Source organism: Rhodococcus sp. NCIMB 12038, from assembly GCF_002165735.1.
Lineage (GTDB): Bacteria > Actinomycetota > Actinomycetes > Mycobacteriales > Mycobacteriaceae > Rhodococcus_F.
Window position 1 is genome coordinate 1 of record NZ_NHML01000029.1, and the last position, 15,772, is coordinate 15,772.

Here is a 15,772-nt window from a genome sequence, read left to right on the forward strand (position 1 = left end):
CGGGCGGGTGTGGGATAGTTGCACCCTAGAGATGCCCTTCGTGTCGATCGAACTGGTTCTGTGAGAAGTCCAATTCTGTCAGCACGCAAGGGCATCTCGCCGTTTCGACTCACCCAACCCCACCCGGCATCGGTGGATCCAGGTTAATAAGTACTCACAGGCGCGAAGCGCATGGGACCGAGTTCGGCGTACCGGTCGCCGGGGCCGGGGTTGTCGGCGGGGGCGGCGCCGCCGAGGTGGTGCATCACTCCCCAGACGGCGTTGAGTGCGGTCTGCACGGCGCCTTCCGCCCAGCCCGCGGTCCACGAGATGTCGTCGCCTGCGAGGAAGATTCCGCGGTGCCGCGGGTCGAGTTCGTCCTGAACGAAATGGCTGAACAGCCGTTCCTGGTACCGGTAGTGGCCGGGCAGGTTCGCCTTGAACGCGCCCATGAAGTCGCGTTCGGTCTCCCAGGACAGCGTGACGGGGGTGGCGATGATGTGGCTGCGGAAGTCCACGCCCGGGTAGATCTCCTCGAGTGACTTGATCATCAGGTTCATCCGCTCCGTCGCGTCGAGCGGCAGCAGTTTGAGCGAATCGTCGGACCACGTGTAGGACAGGCAGATCAGGCCGGGCTTGTCGTCGCCCTGGTCGAGAAGATAGGTGCCGCGGCTCATCCGGTCGGTCAGCGTCATGCTGACGAGGTCGCGGCCGGTGACCGGGTCCTTGTCCTTCCAGAACGGACGGTCCACGAGGGCGAACACCTTCGTCGAACCCATGTAGTGGGTGCGTTCGATGGCGGTCCAGTGGTCGATCGGGAACAGGTCGTCGTCGCAGTGAATGTTGTTGAGCAGCATCCAACTCTGCGCGGTGAAGACGGCGGCCGGGTAGGTGCGGATCTCACCGGACGAGTCGGTGACCGTCACCTGATGGGGTGCGGTGCGCCGGACCGCGGTGACGCGGGGACGGGTGTCGCCGCCGTTCAGCGAGCGCACCGACGTTCCGTCCGGCCAGTGCGCCATCCCGGTCGGGGTATCCGTCCACAGGTGCAGCGGCAGTTGCTGCGACCCGCCGACGATGCCGCGGTGGTGGTCGTCGGCGGCGGTGATCACGACGCGCAGGATCTCGAGGATCGAGTTGGGGAAGTCGGTGTCCCAGCCGCCCGTTCCGAAACCGACCTGCCCGAACATTTCCCGGTGCCGGAACGACGCGAAATGCTTGGACGAGGCGAGGAAGCCGTAGAACGTCTGATCGTCCAGCCGGACCACGAGGTCGTTCCAGATCCGCTTCAGTTCGGCGGTGTCGCGGTCGCGGATCGCCTGCTGCAGCGGGATCAGTTCGGCGTGCTCCTCGAGCGTGCGCTGCCACGCGTCGGAGACCTCTCGGAACACGTGCGGCAGGTCGTCGAGGTGCTGTGCGTAATACGTTTCGCCCTTGAGGTCGATGACCGTGCTGGGGGTGGCGTCGGCGAGCGGGTTGGGGAACGCCTCGGTCCGCAATCCGGTGGCGTCGAGGTAGTGGAAGAGGGTGGTCGACGACGGTGGGAATCGCATCGCACCCATCTCGGCCACCACACCCGGATGTCCCTCGAACGGCTGCGACCGCATCCGGCCACCGATCTGATCCGCCTCGTAGACAATCGGTTTGAGGCCGATTTTCATCAGTTCGTACGCCGTGACCATGCCCGACAGTCCGCCGCCGATCACCGCCACCTCGGTGCCGTGCCGGTCGGCGGGCACCGAACCGAGGCCCGACGGGTGGGTGACGTAATCGTCGTAGGCGAACGGGAAGTCGGGACCGAACATCGTCAGCGGCGGGACGTCGGTGTCCGTGGCGGTGCTGTCCGGGGTGACGGGGATCGTCATGAAGTCTTCTCCTGCACAAAGGGGTAGAGGTCGACGCGTCGGTCGTCGAGATGGGTGTTGTCGCGGCGGGATCGGTGGAGGACGTCGAGTTCGAAGTCGACGATCGCCAGTTCTTCGTGGCGGCCCGCCCGGGCGAGTTCGGTGCCGTCGGGTGCGATCGCGCAACTGGATCCGCAGTAGTCGAGGTCGGTTTCAGTGCCGCACCGGTTGACGTACGTGACGAACACCTGGCTCTCGTAGGCCCGGGTCGGGACGACGCTCTCCGCGATGAATTCGTACGGGCTCATCAGGCCGGTGGGGACGATCAGCCACTGAGTGCCCCGGTCGGCGTGCGCGCGAACGGCTTCCGGGAACTCGACGTCGTAGCAGATCAGGAGTCCGCACCGGATGCCGTCGTGGTCGAACTGGACCACGAGTTCGCCGCCGGCGGCGAAGTGCGCGCGGTCGAGGTCACCGAACAGGTGGGTCTTGCGGTAGTTCGCGAGCGAGTTCCCGGACGGGTCGAGAGCCTGCACGCTGTTGTAGACGACGTCGCCGTCCGCCTCGGGGTAGCCGTATACGACGGTGATGCCGGACGCGCGCGCGATCTCCGCGATCCGGGCCGCGATCGGTCCGTCGGCGGGTTCGGCCCGCTGCGCGATGAGGGGGCCGATGTTGTAGCCGGTGGCCGACATTTCCGGGCAGACCAGGATGGACGCCCCGGCGGCCGCTGCCGTCTGCGCGGCGGAGGCGACGGCGGCGAGGTTCGGCGCGACGTCGGAGGAGAGCTCGGGACCCTGGAACAGTGCCGCCCTCATCGTGCCTCCACCGCTTCCGGACTGTTGCGGAGTTCGGACTTGCGGACGCCGTACGCGAAGTAGATCGCGAGCCCCACCGCCATCCACAGGGCGAACGCCACCCACGTCGAGACGCCGAGGCCGAACAGCAGCAGCGCGCAGAACACCACGCCGAGGACCGGCATCAGCGGGAACAGCGGCGTCCGGAAGCTGCGGTGCAGGTCGGGGTGCCGCCGGCGCAGGATGATCACGGCGATGTTGACGAGCATGAACGCGAACAGCGAGCCGATGCTCGTCGCGTCGGCCAGTTCGCCCAGCGGCACGAACCCTGCGAGCGCGGAGACGACGGCGCCGACGACCACGATGTTGACGACGGGCACCCGGGTGCGCGGGTTGACGCGGGAAAATACGCGCGGAACGAGACCGTCGAGCGACATCGCGTACAGGATCCGGGTCTGCCCGTACATCACGGCGAGGACGACGCTCGCGATGGCGCTCACGGCACCCGCGGACAGGAGCACGGCCGGCCAGGTGCTGGTCGTGGCGGCCTCGAGGATGGTCGCGAGTGCGGCGCCCTCGCCCGCGATGTCCTGCCAGGGCATCGCGCCGACGGCCGCGATCGCGACCAGGCAGTAGAGGGCCGTGACGATCACGAGCGAGAGGATGATGGCGCGGGGAAGGTCGCGTTTCGCGTTCTTCGCCTCGTCGCCGGCGGTCGAGGCGGCGTCGAATCCGATGTAGGCGAAGAACACCTGGGAGGCCGCGGCCGTGAGGCCGGCCGCGCCGAGGGGAATGAACGGCGTGAAGTTCCCGGCGCGGAACGCGGTGAACGCGACCGCGCAGAAGAACACGAGCACGAGGATCTTCAGCGCGACCATGATCGTGTTGACCAGAGCGCTCTCGGACGCTCCGCGGGTCAGCAGCGCCACCGCGACGAGCACGATGACGATGGCGGGCACGTTGACGATGCCGCCCGCTCCCGGTGATTCGCTGATCGCAGCCGGTAGTGCGATGCCGAACATGCCGTGGAGCAGTTCGTTGATGTACTCGCCCCAGCCGACGGCGACGGCCGCGACCGAGACGCCGTACTCGAGCATCAGGCACCAGCCGCAGATCCACGCGAACAGTTCGCCCATGGTCGCGTAGGTGTACGAGTAGGAGCTACCGGAGACGGGGATGCTGCCCGCGAGTTCCGCGTAGGAGAGGGCGGAGAACAGCGCGGTGAACGCCGCGAGCACGAACGCGAGGACCACGGCGGGGCCTGCCTTGGGTGTCGCCTCGCCGAGAATGACGAAGATGCCCGTTCCCAGCGAGGCGCCGATGCTCAGTGCGGTGAGGTGCACGAGGCCCATCGACCGCTTGAGGCCGTGACCGGGTTCCTGGTCGTTGCGCGCGACGATCGCCTCGACCGATTTACGGGCGCGGAGTGCGCCGGCCAGTCCGGGCGGGCGCGGAGAAATCTTGGTGATATCCAACGTTGAGCTCCTGAGCGGTGGAGTGATGCGCACAACAATGAACGGGCGAGCCGTGACTGTCAACACATGTTTCCTAAGCCGCTGATAGTTTCCTATCGGGACGTAGGCCGGACGTCGTCCGGGAGTGCGGGGGCGAGAATCCACAGGACGGTCGCGGTCTCGTCGCCGAGCGCGCGGAAGCTGTGCGGCAATTGCGGGGAGAAGGTGAACGCGTCACCGGTCCCCAGCGACACGTCCTCCGCAGCCCCCGCGCCGTTGAAGGAAATGCCGATCCGGCCGGACACGACAAAGACGAAGGCGACGTCGACGGGTAGTTCGTACGTTTCCGACCCGCTGCCGCCGCCGGGTTCGATCCTGCTCAGCAGCGACTGGATGCGGCGCTCGCCGAACGGGGTCAGCAGGAACTCGGCCATGCGTTCCCCGCCGAAGCTGATCGGCGGGTAATTGTCGGCCCGCACGACCTCACCTGCGGCGGAGCTCTCGAACAGCGACCCGACGGGAATGTTCAGCGCGGCGCAGATCCGCACCAGCGTGGCCACAGACGCGCTCGCGTGGTCCCGCTCGATCTTCGACAGGTAGCCCTTGGTGATGCCGCATCCGGCCGCCAGTTCGTCGAGCGTCAGGCGCTGGGCCATTCGCGCCGCCTTGAGCCGGGGGCCGATCCTGGGCGCGTCGACGCCCGACGGACCTTCGGTTGCGAGCTCGTTCGCCATGCATCGTTCCTTCATCGTGTCTCGTATAGGAAACAGGTGTTGACAAGAATGCGTTCCAAGGAAACGATACGACGAAGCCACGTCTCCGGCACACACCGAAGGATTCCGATGAGTACAGAGAACACGGACCCAACCCGCATCAAGGGCCCCGTCGACGCCACCCGCACCCCGCGCTACGCCGAACCCAGCACGTTCGCCCGCCTCCCGCGGCTCGACGAGGTGTCCCGCGCCGACGTCACGGTGCTGGGAGTCCCGTTCGACTCCGGCGTGAGCTACCGTCCCGGCGCCCGGTTCGGCCCCGGTCACATCCGTGCCGCGTCGAAGCTGCTGCGTCCGTACAACCCGGCACTCGACGTGCACCCCTTCGCGGCGCAGCAGGTCGCCGACTTCGGCGACATCGGCGTCAACCCGTTCGACATCCAGGAAGCCTTGGCCACGGTCGACGGCGCCGTCACCGACCTGCGCAAGGACGGTTCGACCGTGCTGACGCTCGGCGGCGACCACACCATCGCCCTGCCGATCCTGCGGTCCCTCGCCCGCGACCACGGCCCCATCGCGGTCCTGCACTTCGACGCCCACCTCGACACGTGGGACACCTACTTCGGCGCCCCCTTCACGCACGGCACCCCGTTCCGGCGGGCCAGCGAGGAGGGGCTGATCGACCTCGAGCGGTCGCAACACATCGGCATCCGCGGCCCGCTGTACAGCAAGAAGGACCTCGAGGACGACGCCGTTCTCGGTTTCCAGGTCATCCGCTCCGACGACTACGAGGTGGACGGTGTCGCCAGCATCGTCGAACGGATGCGTCGACGGCTCGACGGCGGCCCGGTCTACGTGTCCGTGGACATCGACGTCCTCGATCCCGCGCACGCGCCGGGCACCGGAACCCCCGAGGCCGGCGGCATGACGTCCCGCGAACTGCTGAACACACTGCGCGGACTCGTCGGCCTGAACGTGGTCGGCGCCGACATCGTGGAGGTCGCGCCCGCGTACGACCACGCCGAGATCACCGGCATCGCGGCGGCGCACGTCGCGTACGAGTTGCTGTCGGTGCTGGCGATCAACGCGTCGACGGCCCCGGGACGGGCAGGGCGCGGCGAGGCGCTCCGGCAGGCGGCGTATGTGACCAAGTGACACCCCTCTCGCTTGGTTGAGCAATTCCACCAATGCGTCCTCATCCGAAGCGCCAGCCGGCTCGTGCCCGGCATGGTTGCGGCAGAGGGGACATCAACTTGTCGCCGACTCGTATGAAATCCCTGGTCAACTCGATTCGGAAATTCTGTAGTGGCCGATCGTCGAGCGGAGATCGCAACCACCGACAGCGCAGCCCCTGAAGACGGGGGTCGGCAATTATGATTCGACAAATGGACGAGGACGAACCGCGCCGCTTGACGCTGGGTGAGCTGATACGGCGCCAGCGGGAGCTCGCCGAGCTGCCGATGCGTCAGCTGGCTGCGATGGTGGGAATCTCGAATCCATACCTCTCGCAGATCGAACGGAATCTGCGCGAGCCCAGCGACCGTGTCCTACATGCCATCGCCGACCATCTTCATCTGTCGGCGGACGCGCTCGTCGCCGAGTCCTCGCGGTCGCATGGTGAAGGCCTCTCCGCGGTGACGAAGGCGATCCGCGAAGATCCGGATCTCACCACTTCGCAACGCAATGCCGTCGAGGAAATGTACGAGGCATTCCGGGAAGTCACGATCGCCAGGCGGAAGCGCCCGTCGCGGAGCGACGACCCGAATGGTGACCTCGGCGACTGATCTCGTCCGCTGCGTCACGTCGAAGCGTTGTTGTGATCTAAATCACATATGCCTCCATGGCGTACCTGCGGCCCCATGTACCCGCAGATGGGGCGCGGGGCAGTCCTGTGGAGTCGCAGGACAAGAGGGGTACCTTCCGTGCGAAGGGGCACAACATACTACTCGGTAAGGTGTAAATCAATTCGAGGTGTGCGACTGTTCGATTCGGCCGCCCGCACAGGAGCCCGCGCACCACGGCCAAACGCGGATTCCCTTAGAGAACATGACCTTTCCGGTCGAGGAACAACCCTACTGATGACAGAAACCATTTCGCATACCGTCGGCCTGAAGGATCTTCCCCGACTTGTCGGCACCGCGCTCGGCACGTCCGAGCCCGTACGGATCACCCAGCATCAGATCGATCAGTTCGCCGACGCGACGAACGATCGCCAGTGGATTCACGTCGATCCCGAACGCGCGAAGCAAGGACCGTTCGGGACGACGATCGCCCACGGTTTTCTGACCCTGTCGTTGGCACCGAGCCTGTTCTGGCAACTCTTGGACGTCACCGGCAGCGACCAGGTAATCAACTGCGGCATCGGCCGGGCCCGGTTCACGGCCCCCGTTCCCGTCGAATCCCACGTACGCCTGGCTGCCGAGATCACCGCGGTGGAACCGTGCAAGGGCGGATATCAGCTGACAGCAGCCCTGACGTTCCTTGTGGAGGGGTCCGAACGGCCCGCTTGCATCGCCGACATGATCATTCGCTACCTGGGGGATATCAGTGTTTGAGAATGTACAGAAGAAGTTCGCGTCCAGGGTCGACCCGATCGGCTGGGGTCCCGCTGTTGCTTCCGTCGCCGGCCGCGCAGTCAAGAATCCGCAGGCCCTGGCCACGGCGTCGACGACTTACGCCACCCGCCTTGCACGAATTCCCGGTGCCGCACTGCGCGTGTTCAATGAGGAGGATCCGAATCCGCCTTTGCCGGTAGATCTCCGCGACAAGCGGTTCGCCGATTCGGCGTGGCGCGAGAACCCGGCGTTCTTCGCCCTCCGCCAGAGCTACTTCGCCACACGAGGCCTCGTCGACGACCTGAGCGCGGCGGGCGCCGGAGATGTGCTGCAGGATGCGAAGGCCCGGCAATTCCTCAACCTGTTCATGGACGCCGTGGCGCCCACCAATTTCGCTTTGACCAACCCGGGCGTGATCACCCGTGCCTTCGATACAGGAGGCGCGAGCCTGCTGCGTGGCGCGCGGTTCGCCGCGCACGACATCGTCAAGCGCAAGGGGCAACCGGTGAAAGTGGATCGGGACGCCTTCACTCTGGGTGTGAATCTGGCCGCCACACCGGGCAAGGTCGTCTTCCGCAACGAGTTGATCGAGGTCATCCAGTACGAGCCGCAGACCCCGACCGTCCACGCGATCCCCATCCTGGTCTCGCCGCCGTGGATCAACAAGTACTACATTCTCGATCTCGCACCGAACCGCAGCCTCACCGAGTGGGCGATCAAGCACGGTCGCACGGTATTCGCCATCTCGTATCGCAATCCCGACGAATCCATGATGGACGTCACCATGGACGACTATTTCGTCCAGGGCTTCGGTGCCGCCATGGACGTCGTCGAGGAGGTCACCGGCTCGCCCAAGATCGAGGTGCTCTCGATTTGCCTCGGCGGCGCGATCGCTGCGATGGCTGCGGCGCGCTTTGCGGCCACGCGGGACGAACGGATCAGCGCGCTGACGATGCTCAACACGTTGCTCGACTACAGCGATGTCGGCGAGTTGGGATTGCTGGTCGACCCGGACACCCTCGACCGCGTCGAGATCCGCATGCAGAAGCAGGGGTTCCTGTCCGGGGCCGAGATGGCGGACACCTTCGACATGATCAAGGCCAAGGACCTCATCTTCAACTACTGGGTGTCGCGCTGGATGAAGGGCGAGAAGCCGACCGCCTTCGACATCCTCGCCTGGAACGAGGACAGCACCAGGATGCCCGCGAAGATGCATTCGCAATACCTGCGCTCGCTCTACGGCCGCGACGAACTCGCTCGCGGAGAGTACGTCCTGGCCGGTCGGCAACTCGACCTCGGCGCGATCACCTGCGACACCTACATCGTCGGCGCCGTGAACGACCACATCGTGCCGTGGGCGGCTTCGTACAAGAGCGTGCACCTGCTCGGTGGCGACGTCCGTTTCGTCCTCACCAACGGCGGACACATCGCGGGAGCGGTCAATCCGCCCAATTCCAAGAGCACTTTTCACTCCGTAGGCGCACCCGATTCGCGGGACGGCAGGTCCCTGCCGTCCGACCCCGAGGAGTGGCGCGGGCAGGCGGAGGCTCACTCGGGCTCCTGGTGGGAAGACTGGGCGGTGTGGTCGACCGAGCGCGCCGGCGACCTGATCGCGGCGCCTGCGATCGGCAGCAAGAAACATGCCGTGGTCTGCGACGCTCCTGGGGCCTATGTCCTGCAGTAGCATTGCTGGTTAGCAATGACCATGCTAACTTGCTAGCAGACATACGGGATGTGTATCCACTCGAAGGAGCCAGAACATGACCACAGCCAAGACCGTCACCGACGCCACGACCAATGCCGCAACCGCGGCTACCGCCGGTCTGAGCAAGGCGTTCGACGACACCACCGAGCGGATCCAGTCCCTCAACGAGAAGCTGGTCGAGGCCGCGAAGCAGACCGGCAACCTCTCGATCGACACGTACGAGCAGACTCTGCGCAGTGCGCTGGACTTCCAGGAGAAGGTTGGCGCCGCCAGCAATCTCGAGTGGGTGGGAACCTTGACCAAGGCTCAGACGTCTTTCGTCAACGGGGTCAGCAGCGCGTTGACGTCGGCTGCGCGCGAGGTTCTGAAGTAGATCGGACCGACGAGTGGCCAGCATGGATTCCATGCTGGCCACTTTCGTGCCTCGAGAGGAGTGATGACCGTGACGGCACGCGCGACCGAGCACCATGCAAGTCTCCCATCCACCGTGCTCGGGCTGGGTGCGGCAGCGATCGAGGGATGGTCGGGATACCTCACGGGACTGTGCCGACGACGCGCTGACGTTCTCGACGTGGCAACCGACTTCGCCGAGTTCTGGCGAGTCGTGACATCGCGGGAACGCCCGAGCTGGGCGCATCCGAACACCGTGCGCCGGCAGCGCCCCCTGGCCGATCTTCGCGACTATGCACTTCGAGGAGAGCGCGCCCAGGTTGCAACCCTCGTACTGCCACCACAGTCCGGCCGCGCTTCGTCGATCGTCGACTATGCGGCGGGACGGAGCCTGATGCTCACCCTCCGCGGGTCCGGGCTGACGAACCTGTACTGCCTCGACTGGAAACCCCCCGGTCCCAGCACCGTCGACGCGTCGATCGAGGACTACATCGCCCTCCTGTCCGAGACAGTCGACTCCCTCGGAGGACGGGTCAACCTCGTCGGTTACAGCCAGGGCGGATGGCTGGCCACGATCTACACGGCGCTGTACCCGGACAGTGTTCACACCCTTGTCGTCGCCGGAGCGCCGATCGACTTCCATGCCGGACGGCCCCAGCTCCTCGACTGGATCAGCCCCATGTTCCGGCGAACCGAGATGGCGTCGTTCCGAACGATCATGGCCGCCGTTGCGGCACTGCAGCGCGGAATCAGCCAAGCGGTCGGCGTCCCACTCGGCAAGCCGGCCGGCGAATTCGAACGTGCCATGGGCCTTCTCGCCCACCTCGACGATCCCCGCTTCGTCGAGCGCTATCTCGATCTGAAGCGGTGGTTCGAATGGACGGAGGATATGCCGGCGGCCTTCAGCGACTGGATCATCCAGCAACTGTTCGTGTCGAATCGGCTGATCTCGGGCGGCCTCGAGGTCGGCGGGAGAGCCGTCATGCTCGACGCCATCACCTGTCCGCTCGTCCTGATCGCCGGCACCGCAGACCACATCACGCCGCCCGAGCAAGTCTGGGCGCTCGAGCGGTACGTCTCGACCCCCCAGGCGCAGGTCAGCCGACGCTCGGTGGAGGCCGGGCATCTCGGACTGCTCATCGGTCACGCCGCTCTCGAGGAACATTGGCTTCCCCTCATGCGCTCGGTCGCGGAAAGGTCTGCCCTCGAACCCGAGTGAGAACACCCCCACGGCCACCAAGTGATCATCCCCGACAAGATTCGGCCACGAGGCTCGAGAACCCACAACTCGGACGCCGCAACCACTACCCTCGGGCGCATGGCTATCGGGGTGAAGGTCCGAAGGTTCTCCAAGATCGCACCGCTGCTGCTCGCCGGTGCACTCGCGGCCGCGGTGCCGGGGCATGCCGCAGCCGAACCCGTCCGAGGTCCGGACGTGGCCTCGTGGCAACACCCGGGCGGATCACCGATCGACTGGTTCTCCGTCCGCAACGCAGGCCACGACTTCGCGATGGTCAAGGCCACCGAGAGCCTCAACTACGTCAATCCGTACTTCGTCCAGGACTGCCTCGCCATGCGCGTCGCCGGGGTCGCCCGCGGCGCCTACCACTACGCGGACCCCACCCAGTCGCCCGAAGCGCAGGCCGCCTTCTACTCGACGGTGGTCCTCGGCATCAACGGTCCGGGTGACATGCCGCCGGTCCTCGACCTCGAGCAGTCCGCGGGGCTGCCGCCCGCCGCGCTGATCGACTGGACGCACCGCTACCTCGACACGGTCCAATCGCTCACCGGACGTCAGCCGATCATCTACACCTATCCGACCTTCTGGCGGACGGCGATGGCGAACACCAACGAGTTCGCCGGATACCCCCTCTGGATCGCCGACTACAACGGCCAGAACACGCCCGGCCCCCTCCCCGGCGGCTGGAGCAACTGGACGTTCTGGCAGTACACCAGCACCGGTCGCATCCCCGGCGTCAACGGCGACGTCGACCTCAACGTCTACAGCGGGGCGCAGGGCGACTTCGCGCGGTACTCCAACAGCGCGTCCCCCTTCGGCAGCTGACGCAGGCGGGCGCGATCAGCGGCAGGCCGGATTTCCGGGGAACGGGGTAACGCCCGCGCGGCAGCCGACGTCGGTCACGGCGGTCAGTCGCTCGACCGGTTCGCGGATCTCGAGCGCAGGCAGCAGGCCGTCGTTCAGGAGGGCGTTCTTCGTCGCGGGCGCGGTGGCGTTCTCGTCCAGCGTTCCCCGCGTACGCGCGAAGTTGACGAGTTCGTCGTACACCATCGACAACGCAGCCTCGGTCGTCTGGTCTTCCGGGTTCAGCCCGGCGAAGTCCACACCCGTCTCGTATTCGTGGCGGAGCGCGTGCGGACCCTGGTCGCAGGTGGGCTGATTCAGATCGATCCGGAAGTCCTGCCCGGCGGGGCCCGGCGGCGTGATCGTGCCGGCGTCGGTGCACACGTGGTGCGAGATGCGGTCACCGAGAGCGTGAAGGTAGATGCCGGTCCGGGCATTCCAGGAATTGTCGCCGACCCAGGAGTCGAACTGCGACGACAGGACGTTGTCGGTGATGACCTGCTGCCCGGTCATGTTGGTGAACGGGATGGCGGCCGGAGTCTCGAGGCTGTACATGCCGTTGATCGGGACCGGGTTCGCGTCTCCGTAACACGTTGCGCCCGTGCCGTAGTCGCCGTTGGCGGAGGGGTTCGTGAAACCTCCCGTGCACAGCGGCGCGTTGCTTCCCGGCCCGGCCATGGCCCACGTCCGCAGGTGCGTGAGCATGATCTCGTGCCGCGGATCGTCGACGTTCGGCTGCAGCCCGTTCGGCAGGGGATCCGTCGGCCCGCGCAACGTGGGCAGGAAGTGGAAGAGGAACCCGCCGGTGTCGAAGTGGGTGCGCACCAGGCCGCTGATGTCCTTGGTGGTCAGCGCGTCGGCGCCGGCGGCAGGCCTGCCGAAGATGTCGCGTGGGACGAACGTGCCGAGGTCGGTGGCCTCGTCGTACGCCGCGATCCAGTACGCATCCTGTTCGGAAAAACCGACGGTGCGGGCGATGATGTACGTCGAGTCCGAGTGCACGAGACTCCGTCCGCCGAGCGGGCGGCGCAACGTGACCCCGTAGCTGACGAAGGCCTCGGCGCCGCAGATCGGCGAGTTGGGATCGTCGAGTTGACATTCGGGGGGCAGTGGAGCGCAATTGTGCGGCGGGGCACCGTCCTCGGTGTAGCAAATGTCCTCGGCAAATCCGTACACCGGTGGTGGTGACACGACGAAAGCGGCCGCGGTGAGCGCCATCGCCACGATGGTTCCACCGGCTCTTCGAGCGAATCTTCTCATCGAGGTGCACCTTTCGGTGAGGACGAGTATTCCCACGGTAACACCGGGGAAGGCACGCGCGGACCGGATTCGACGGAGGGTCGAAAGCGTCACCACCCGTGAAGATTTCAGGAATCGATTCGGCCCTCCGCCCACACCAGCCATTTGTCGTTCACGGCACTCGTCCGGTCGATGTCGTGAAAGCGGGCGAGCAACAGGGTCTGACAGAACACGTCGGCGACTTCGCGTCGGAAAGCCTCGTCCAGCTCGTCCGGCGATTGCTCTTTGTCCCGTGCCCGCCCTGCCGTCATCAGAAAGGCCTGGGTCACCTCGCGTGAAGAGTTCCGCTTGCCGTGATCGATACCGTCACTCGTCGGCGCGATCAGCATTTCTGTACGTACAGTACGTATGGGCTAGACGATATGGACTAACTGTTGTAATCTCCGTCACAGCGCTGGTGAAGCCCGACGGTCGGGCGCAGGTCCGGCGCAGGCGAGGAGAAAGCGACATGCGCGCGGTTGTGCTCGACGGACGAGGAAACCACGAACTGGTGGACAACCCGGTGCCCGTTGCCCGGGACGGTGAGGTCGTCATCGAGCCGGCGGCGGTCGGTGTCTGCGGGACGGATCTGCACCTGGTGATCGGCGACTACCCGACCGGACGGTTCCCGGTGGTGCCGGGTCACGAGTTCGCAGGTCGGATCGTCGAGGTCGGCCCGGGAGTGGAGAACTTTTCGGTCGGTCAGCACGTCGCGGTCGATCCGAATGTGGCGTGCGGAAAGTGCGCGGACTGTCTGGCCGGTGTCCCGAACCTCTGCGACTACCTGGTGCCGATCGGTGTCACCTCGGACGGGGCGTGCGCGGAGCTGGTGAGTGTGCCGACCAAGGTGGTCTATGCGCTCCCCGAGGGGATGAGCATGGCCGCCGGTGCGTTGATCGAACCGCTCTCGTGTGTGCTGCACGGTCTCGGGCGGTCCCCGTCGCTGACCGATCGCCGGATCACGGTGTTCGGTGCCGGGTCGATCGGGTTGCTGGCGGTCGTGGTCGCCCGCGCCGCCGGTGCCCGCACGATTCACGTCGTCGAGCCCAGCCCGGCCCGCCGCAAGGCTGCCCTCGATCTCGGCGCCGATGCCGCGTTCGCACCGGACGAGAACCTTCCGGCCCGCAGCGCCGACATCGCGCTCGAAGCCAGCGGGCACCCGGCCGCGGTGTCCGCCGCGATCGACCTGCTCGACAAGCGCGGAACCCTGCTGCAGATGGGTGTGGTCAGCTCGGAGAAGACGATCCCGCTGCGCCCCTACGACCTGTTCGACCGCGAGTTGACCCTGGTGGGGTCGCAGTCTGTCGCGAACTCGTTCGTCGACGCCGTCGCGATGATGCCTTCCATCGCCGAGACTGCAGAAAAGCTTGTCACACACACATTTTCACTCGCCGAATACGGCGATGCCATTGCCGCCGCGCACAGCGACTCGGCCCTCAAAGTCCATATCCTGCCCCACTCCTGATCGGAAATTTCGATGCAACATCAAATCTCCGAAGGCAGATTCGCCTCGTTCATCGAACGGATCGGCCTTCCCCCGACGTTGTTCCTCGGCTTCGTCGGCCTGCTGTTCTTCATGATCGGCGACGGCGTCGAATCCGGCTACATCGCACCGTATCTGGCGGATCACGGTGCCGGCAGCGACTCTCGGGCCGCGATCGTCATCAGCGTCTACGGCCTGATGGTGACCCTCGGATCCTGGCTGTCGGGGGCACTGTCGGAGACGTGGGGACCGCGCCGTGTGATGTGGCTCGGTCTGGCGATCTGGGGCGTCTTCGAGGTTCTGTTCCTCGCCGTCGCCCTGGGCACCGAGAACTACGTGCTGATGCTGATCTGCTACGGCATTCGCGGTCTGGGATACCCCCTGTTCGCATACGGCTTCCTGGTGTGGGTGCTCGCCGCCAGTCCCGCCCGCCGGCTGGGCTCGGCCGTCGGCTGGTTCTACTTCGCCTTCACCGGCGGCCTGCCCACCCTCGGTTCACTGCTCGCCAGTGGCACCGAGCCCATCATCGGCGAGTACACCACCCTGTGGTTGTCGTTCGGTATCGTGATCGCCGGCGGCCTGCTGGCCCTGCTCGGACTGCGCCGCGTCGCCGGCGGTGACCGGCTGGCCCCACACTCGACCACCACCGGTCAGAGCCTCGTCGCGAGCATCGCGATCGCCTTCCAGAACCCGCGGGTCGGGCTCGGGTGCGTTATCCGAATCATCAATACCGCACCACAATTCGGGTTCCTGGTGTTCCTGCCGAAGATCTTCTCCGACGAACTCGGCTTCGGCACCAGTGGCTGGCTGCGCCTGGTGTTCATCGTCGGCGCCTCCAATATCTTCGCCAACCTGATCTTCGGCATCGTCAGCGACAAGATCGGCTGGCACCGGACCCTCCGGATCTTCGGCTGCCTCGGCTGCGCGGTCAGCAGCCTGCTGCTGTACTTCCTGCCGCAGACCTTCGGCGCGTACTGGGTGGCCGCACTGTGCGCCGCACTGTTCGGCATCACCCTCGCCGGATTCACCCCCATCTCGGTGCTGATGTCACTGATGGCCCCCGAGAAGAAGGGCAACGCGATCGCCGTGCTCAACCTCGGTGCCGGTGCCGCCACCTTCGTCGGGCCGCTGATCGTCGCGGTCTTCCTCGACCTGATCGGCGCTGGCGGTGTCACCGTCGTCTTCGCCGCGCTGTACGTGGTCGCCGCCCTGTGCGTGCACTGGCTGACCCTGCCGCCCGAGTCGCAGGAAATCGTCGAGAAGGGCCTGAGTCTGAGCGACCTGGACGTCGAAACGCACCACGTCATCGACCACCACGACAACCACGACAACCACGGCGATGCCGTGGCCCGGGACGGCAGCCGGTAGCCGGTAACCACTCCGGCCACGCTGTCCCCCTGAGACAGCCGGGCCTCCTCCGCAGGGGGCGGCCCGGCATTCCACGACACACCCCGCCCGAGACGGTCACGCGCACAGCGTCGCACTGATCAG

15 protein-coding genes are annotated in these 15,772 nt (G+C 66.1%); 9 read left to right on the forward strand and 6 right to left on the reverse strand.

Features of this window, described 5'->3' with window-relative positions; genetic code table 11:
- Positions 1–143: 143 nt before the first annotated feature.
- The 4 genes from CA951_RS32705 to CA951_RS32720 form a co-directional block, all read right to left on the reverse strand.
- Positions 144–1,844, reverse strand: coding sequence for an NAD(P)/FAD-dependent oxidoreductase (locus CA951_RS32705; protein WP_087560829.1), 1,701 nt, complete (start codon positions 1,842–1,844; stop codon positions 144–146).
- Positions 1,841–2,641 (reverse strand): carbon-nitrogen hydrolase family protein, encoded by an 801-nt coding sequence (locus CA951_RS32710; RefSeq protein ID WP_087560830.1) that lies wholly within the window; start codon positions 2,639–2,641, stop codon positions 1,841–1,843. Before CA951_RS32710 ends, CA951_RS32705 begins: the two co-directional genes overlap by 4 nt.
- On the reverse strand, positions 2,638–4,095 hold the full coding sequence (locus CA951_RS32715) for an amino acid permease (RefSeq protein ID WP_087560831.1): 1,458 nt from the start codon (positions 4,093–4,095) through the stop codon (positions 2,638–2,640). The genes CA951_RS32710 and CA951_RS32715 overlap by 4 nt, the downstream gene beginning before the upstream one ends.
- Before the next feature lie 92 nt (positions 4,096–4,187).
- A complete protein-coding gene (locus CA951_RS32720) occupies positions 4,188–4,808 on the reverse strand; it encodes a helix-turn-helix domain-containing protein (RefSeq protein ID WP_087560907.1) in 621 nt (206 codons plus the stop codon).
- Between the two features lie 108 nt (positions 4,809–4,916).
- Between CA951_RS32720 and speB the strand changes: the two genes are divergently transcribed.
- The 7 genes from speB (at position 4,917) to CA951_RS32755 (ending at position 11,502) form a co-directional block, all read left to right on the forward strand.
- Complete coding sequence (gene speB / locus CA951_RS32725) at positions 4,917–5,942, forward strand: agmatinase (protein ID WP_087560832.1); 1,026 nt, start codon at positions 4,917–4,919, stop codon at positions 5,940–5,942.
- 230 nt (positions 5,943–6,172) lie between these two features.
- Positions 6,173–6,571: a helix-turn-helix domain-containing protein gene (locus tag CA951_RS32730; protein WP_087560833.1), complete on the forward strand. Its 399-nt coding sequence runs from the start codon at positions 6,173–6,175 to the stop codon at positions 6,569–6,571.
- Positions 6,572–6,865: 294 nt separating this feature from the next.
- Positions 6,866–7,342, forward strand: a complete 477-nt coding sequence (locus CA951_RS32735) for a MaoC family dehydratase (RefSeq protein ID WP_087560834.1) — start codon at positions 6,866–6,868, stop codon at positions 7,340–7,342.
- Complete coding sequence (locus CA951_RS32740) at positions 7,335–9,026, forward strand: alpha/beta hydrolase (RefSeq protein ID WP_087560835.1); 1,692 nt, start codon at positions 7,335–7,337, stop codon at positions 9,024–9,026. The genes CA951_RS32735 and CA951_RS32740 overlap by 8 nt, the downstream gene beginning before the upstream one ends.
- Before the next feature lie 76 nt (positions 9,027–9,102).
- Positions 9,103–9,420, forward strand: coding sequence for a hypothetical protein (locus CA951_RS32745; RefSeq protein ID WP_087560836.1), 318 nt, complete (start codon positions 9,103–9,105; stop codon positions 9,418–9,420).
- Positions 9,421–9,489: 69 nt separating this feature from the next.
- Complete coding sequence (locus CA951_RS32750) at positions 9,490–10,656, forward strand: alpha/beta fold hydrolase (protein WP_256974190.1); 1,167 nt, start codon at positions 9,490–9,492, stop codon at positions 10,654–10,656.
- A 99-nt stretch (positions 10,657–10,755) separates the two neighbouring features.
- On the forward strand, positions 10,756–11,502 hold the full coding sequence (locus tag CA951_RS32755) for a glycoside hydrolase family 25 protein (protein ID WP_087560838.1): 747 nt from the start codon (positions 10,756–10,758) through the stop codon (positions 11,500–11,502).
- 15 nt (positions 11,503–11,517) lie between these two features.
- Here the strand turns inward: CA951_RS32755 and CA951_RS32760 are convergent, their stop codons facing one another.
- Complete coding sequence (locus CA951_RS32760) at positions 11,518–12,780, reverse strand: hypothetical protein (protein ID WP_087560839.1); 1,263 nt, start codon at positions 12,778–12,780, stop codon at positions 11,518–11,520.
- A 107-nt stretch (positions 12,781–12,887) separates the two neighbouring features.
- Positions 12,888–13,148, reverse strand: a complete 261-nt coding sequence (locus tag CA951_RS32765; protein WP_087560840.1) for a hypothetical protein — start codon at positions 13,146–13,148, stop codon at positions 12,888–12,890.
- A gap of 119 nt (positions 13,149–13,267) precedes the next feature.
- Here CA951_RS32765 and CA951_RS32770 point away from each other — a divergent pair, with 119 nt between their 5' ends.
- The gene (locus CA951_RS32770) at positions 13,268–14,263 is read left to right on the forward strand and encodes an alcohol dehydrogenase catalytic domain-containing protein (protein WP_087560841.1); all 996 of its coding nucleotides are present in this window, start codon (positions 13,268–13,270) and stop codon (positions 14,261–14,263) included.
- A 12-nt stretch (positions 14,264–14,275) separates the two neighbouring features.
- Positions 14,276–15,649, forward strand: a complete 1,374-nt coding sequence (locus tag CA951_RS32775) for an MFS transporter (protein WP_087560842.1) — start codon at positions 14,276–14,278, stop codon at positions 15,647–15,649.
- The last annotated feature ends 123 nt before the right edge of the window (positions 15,650–15,772 follow it).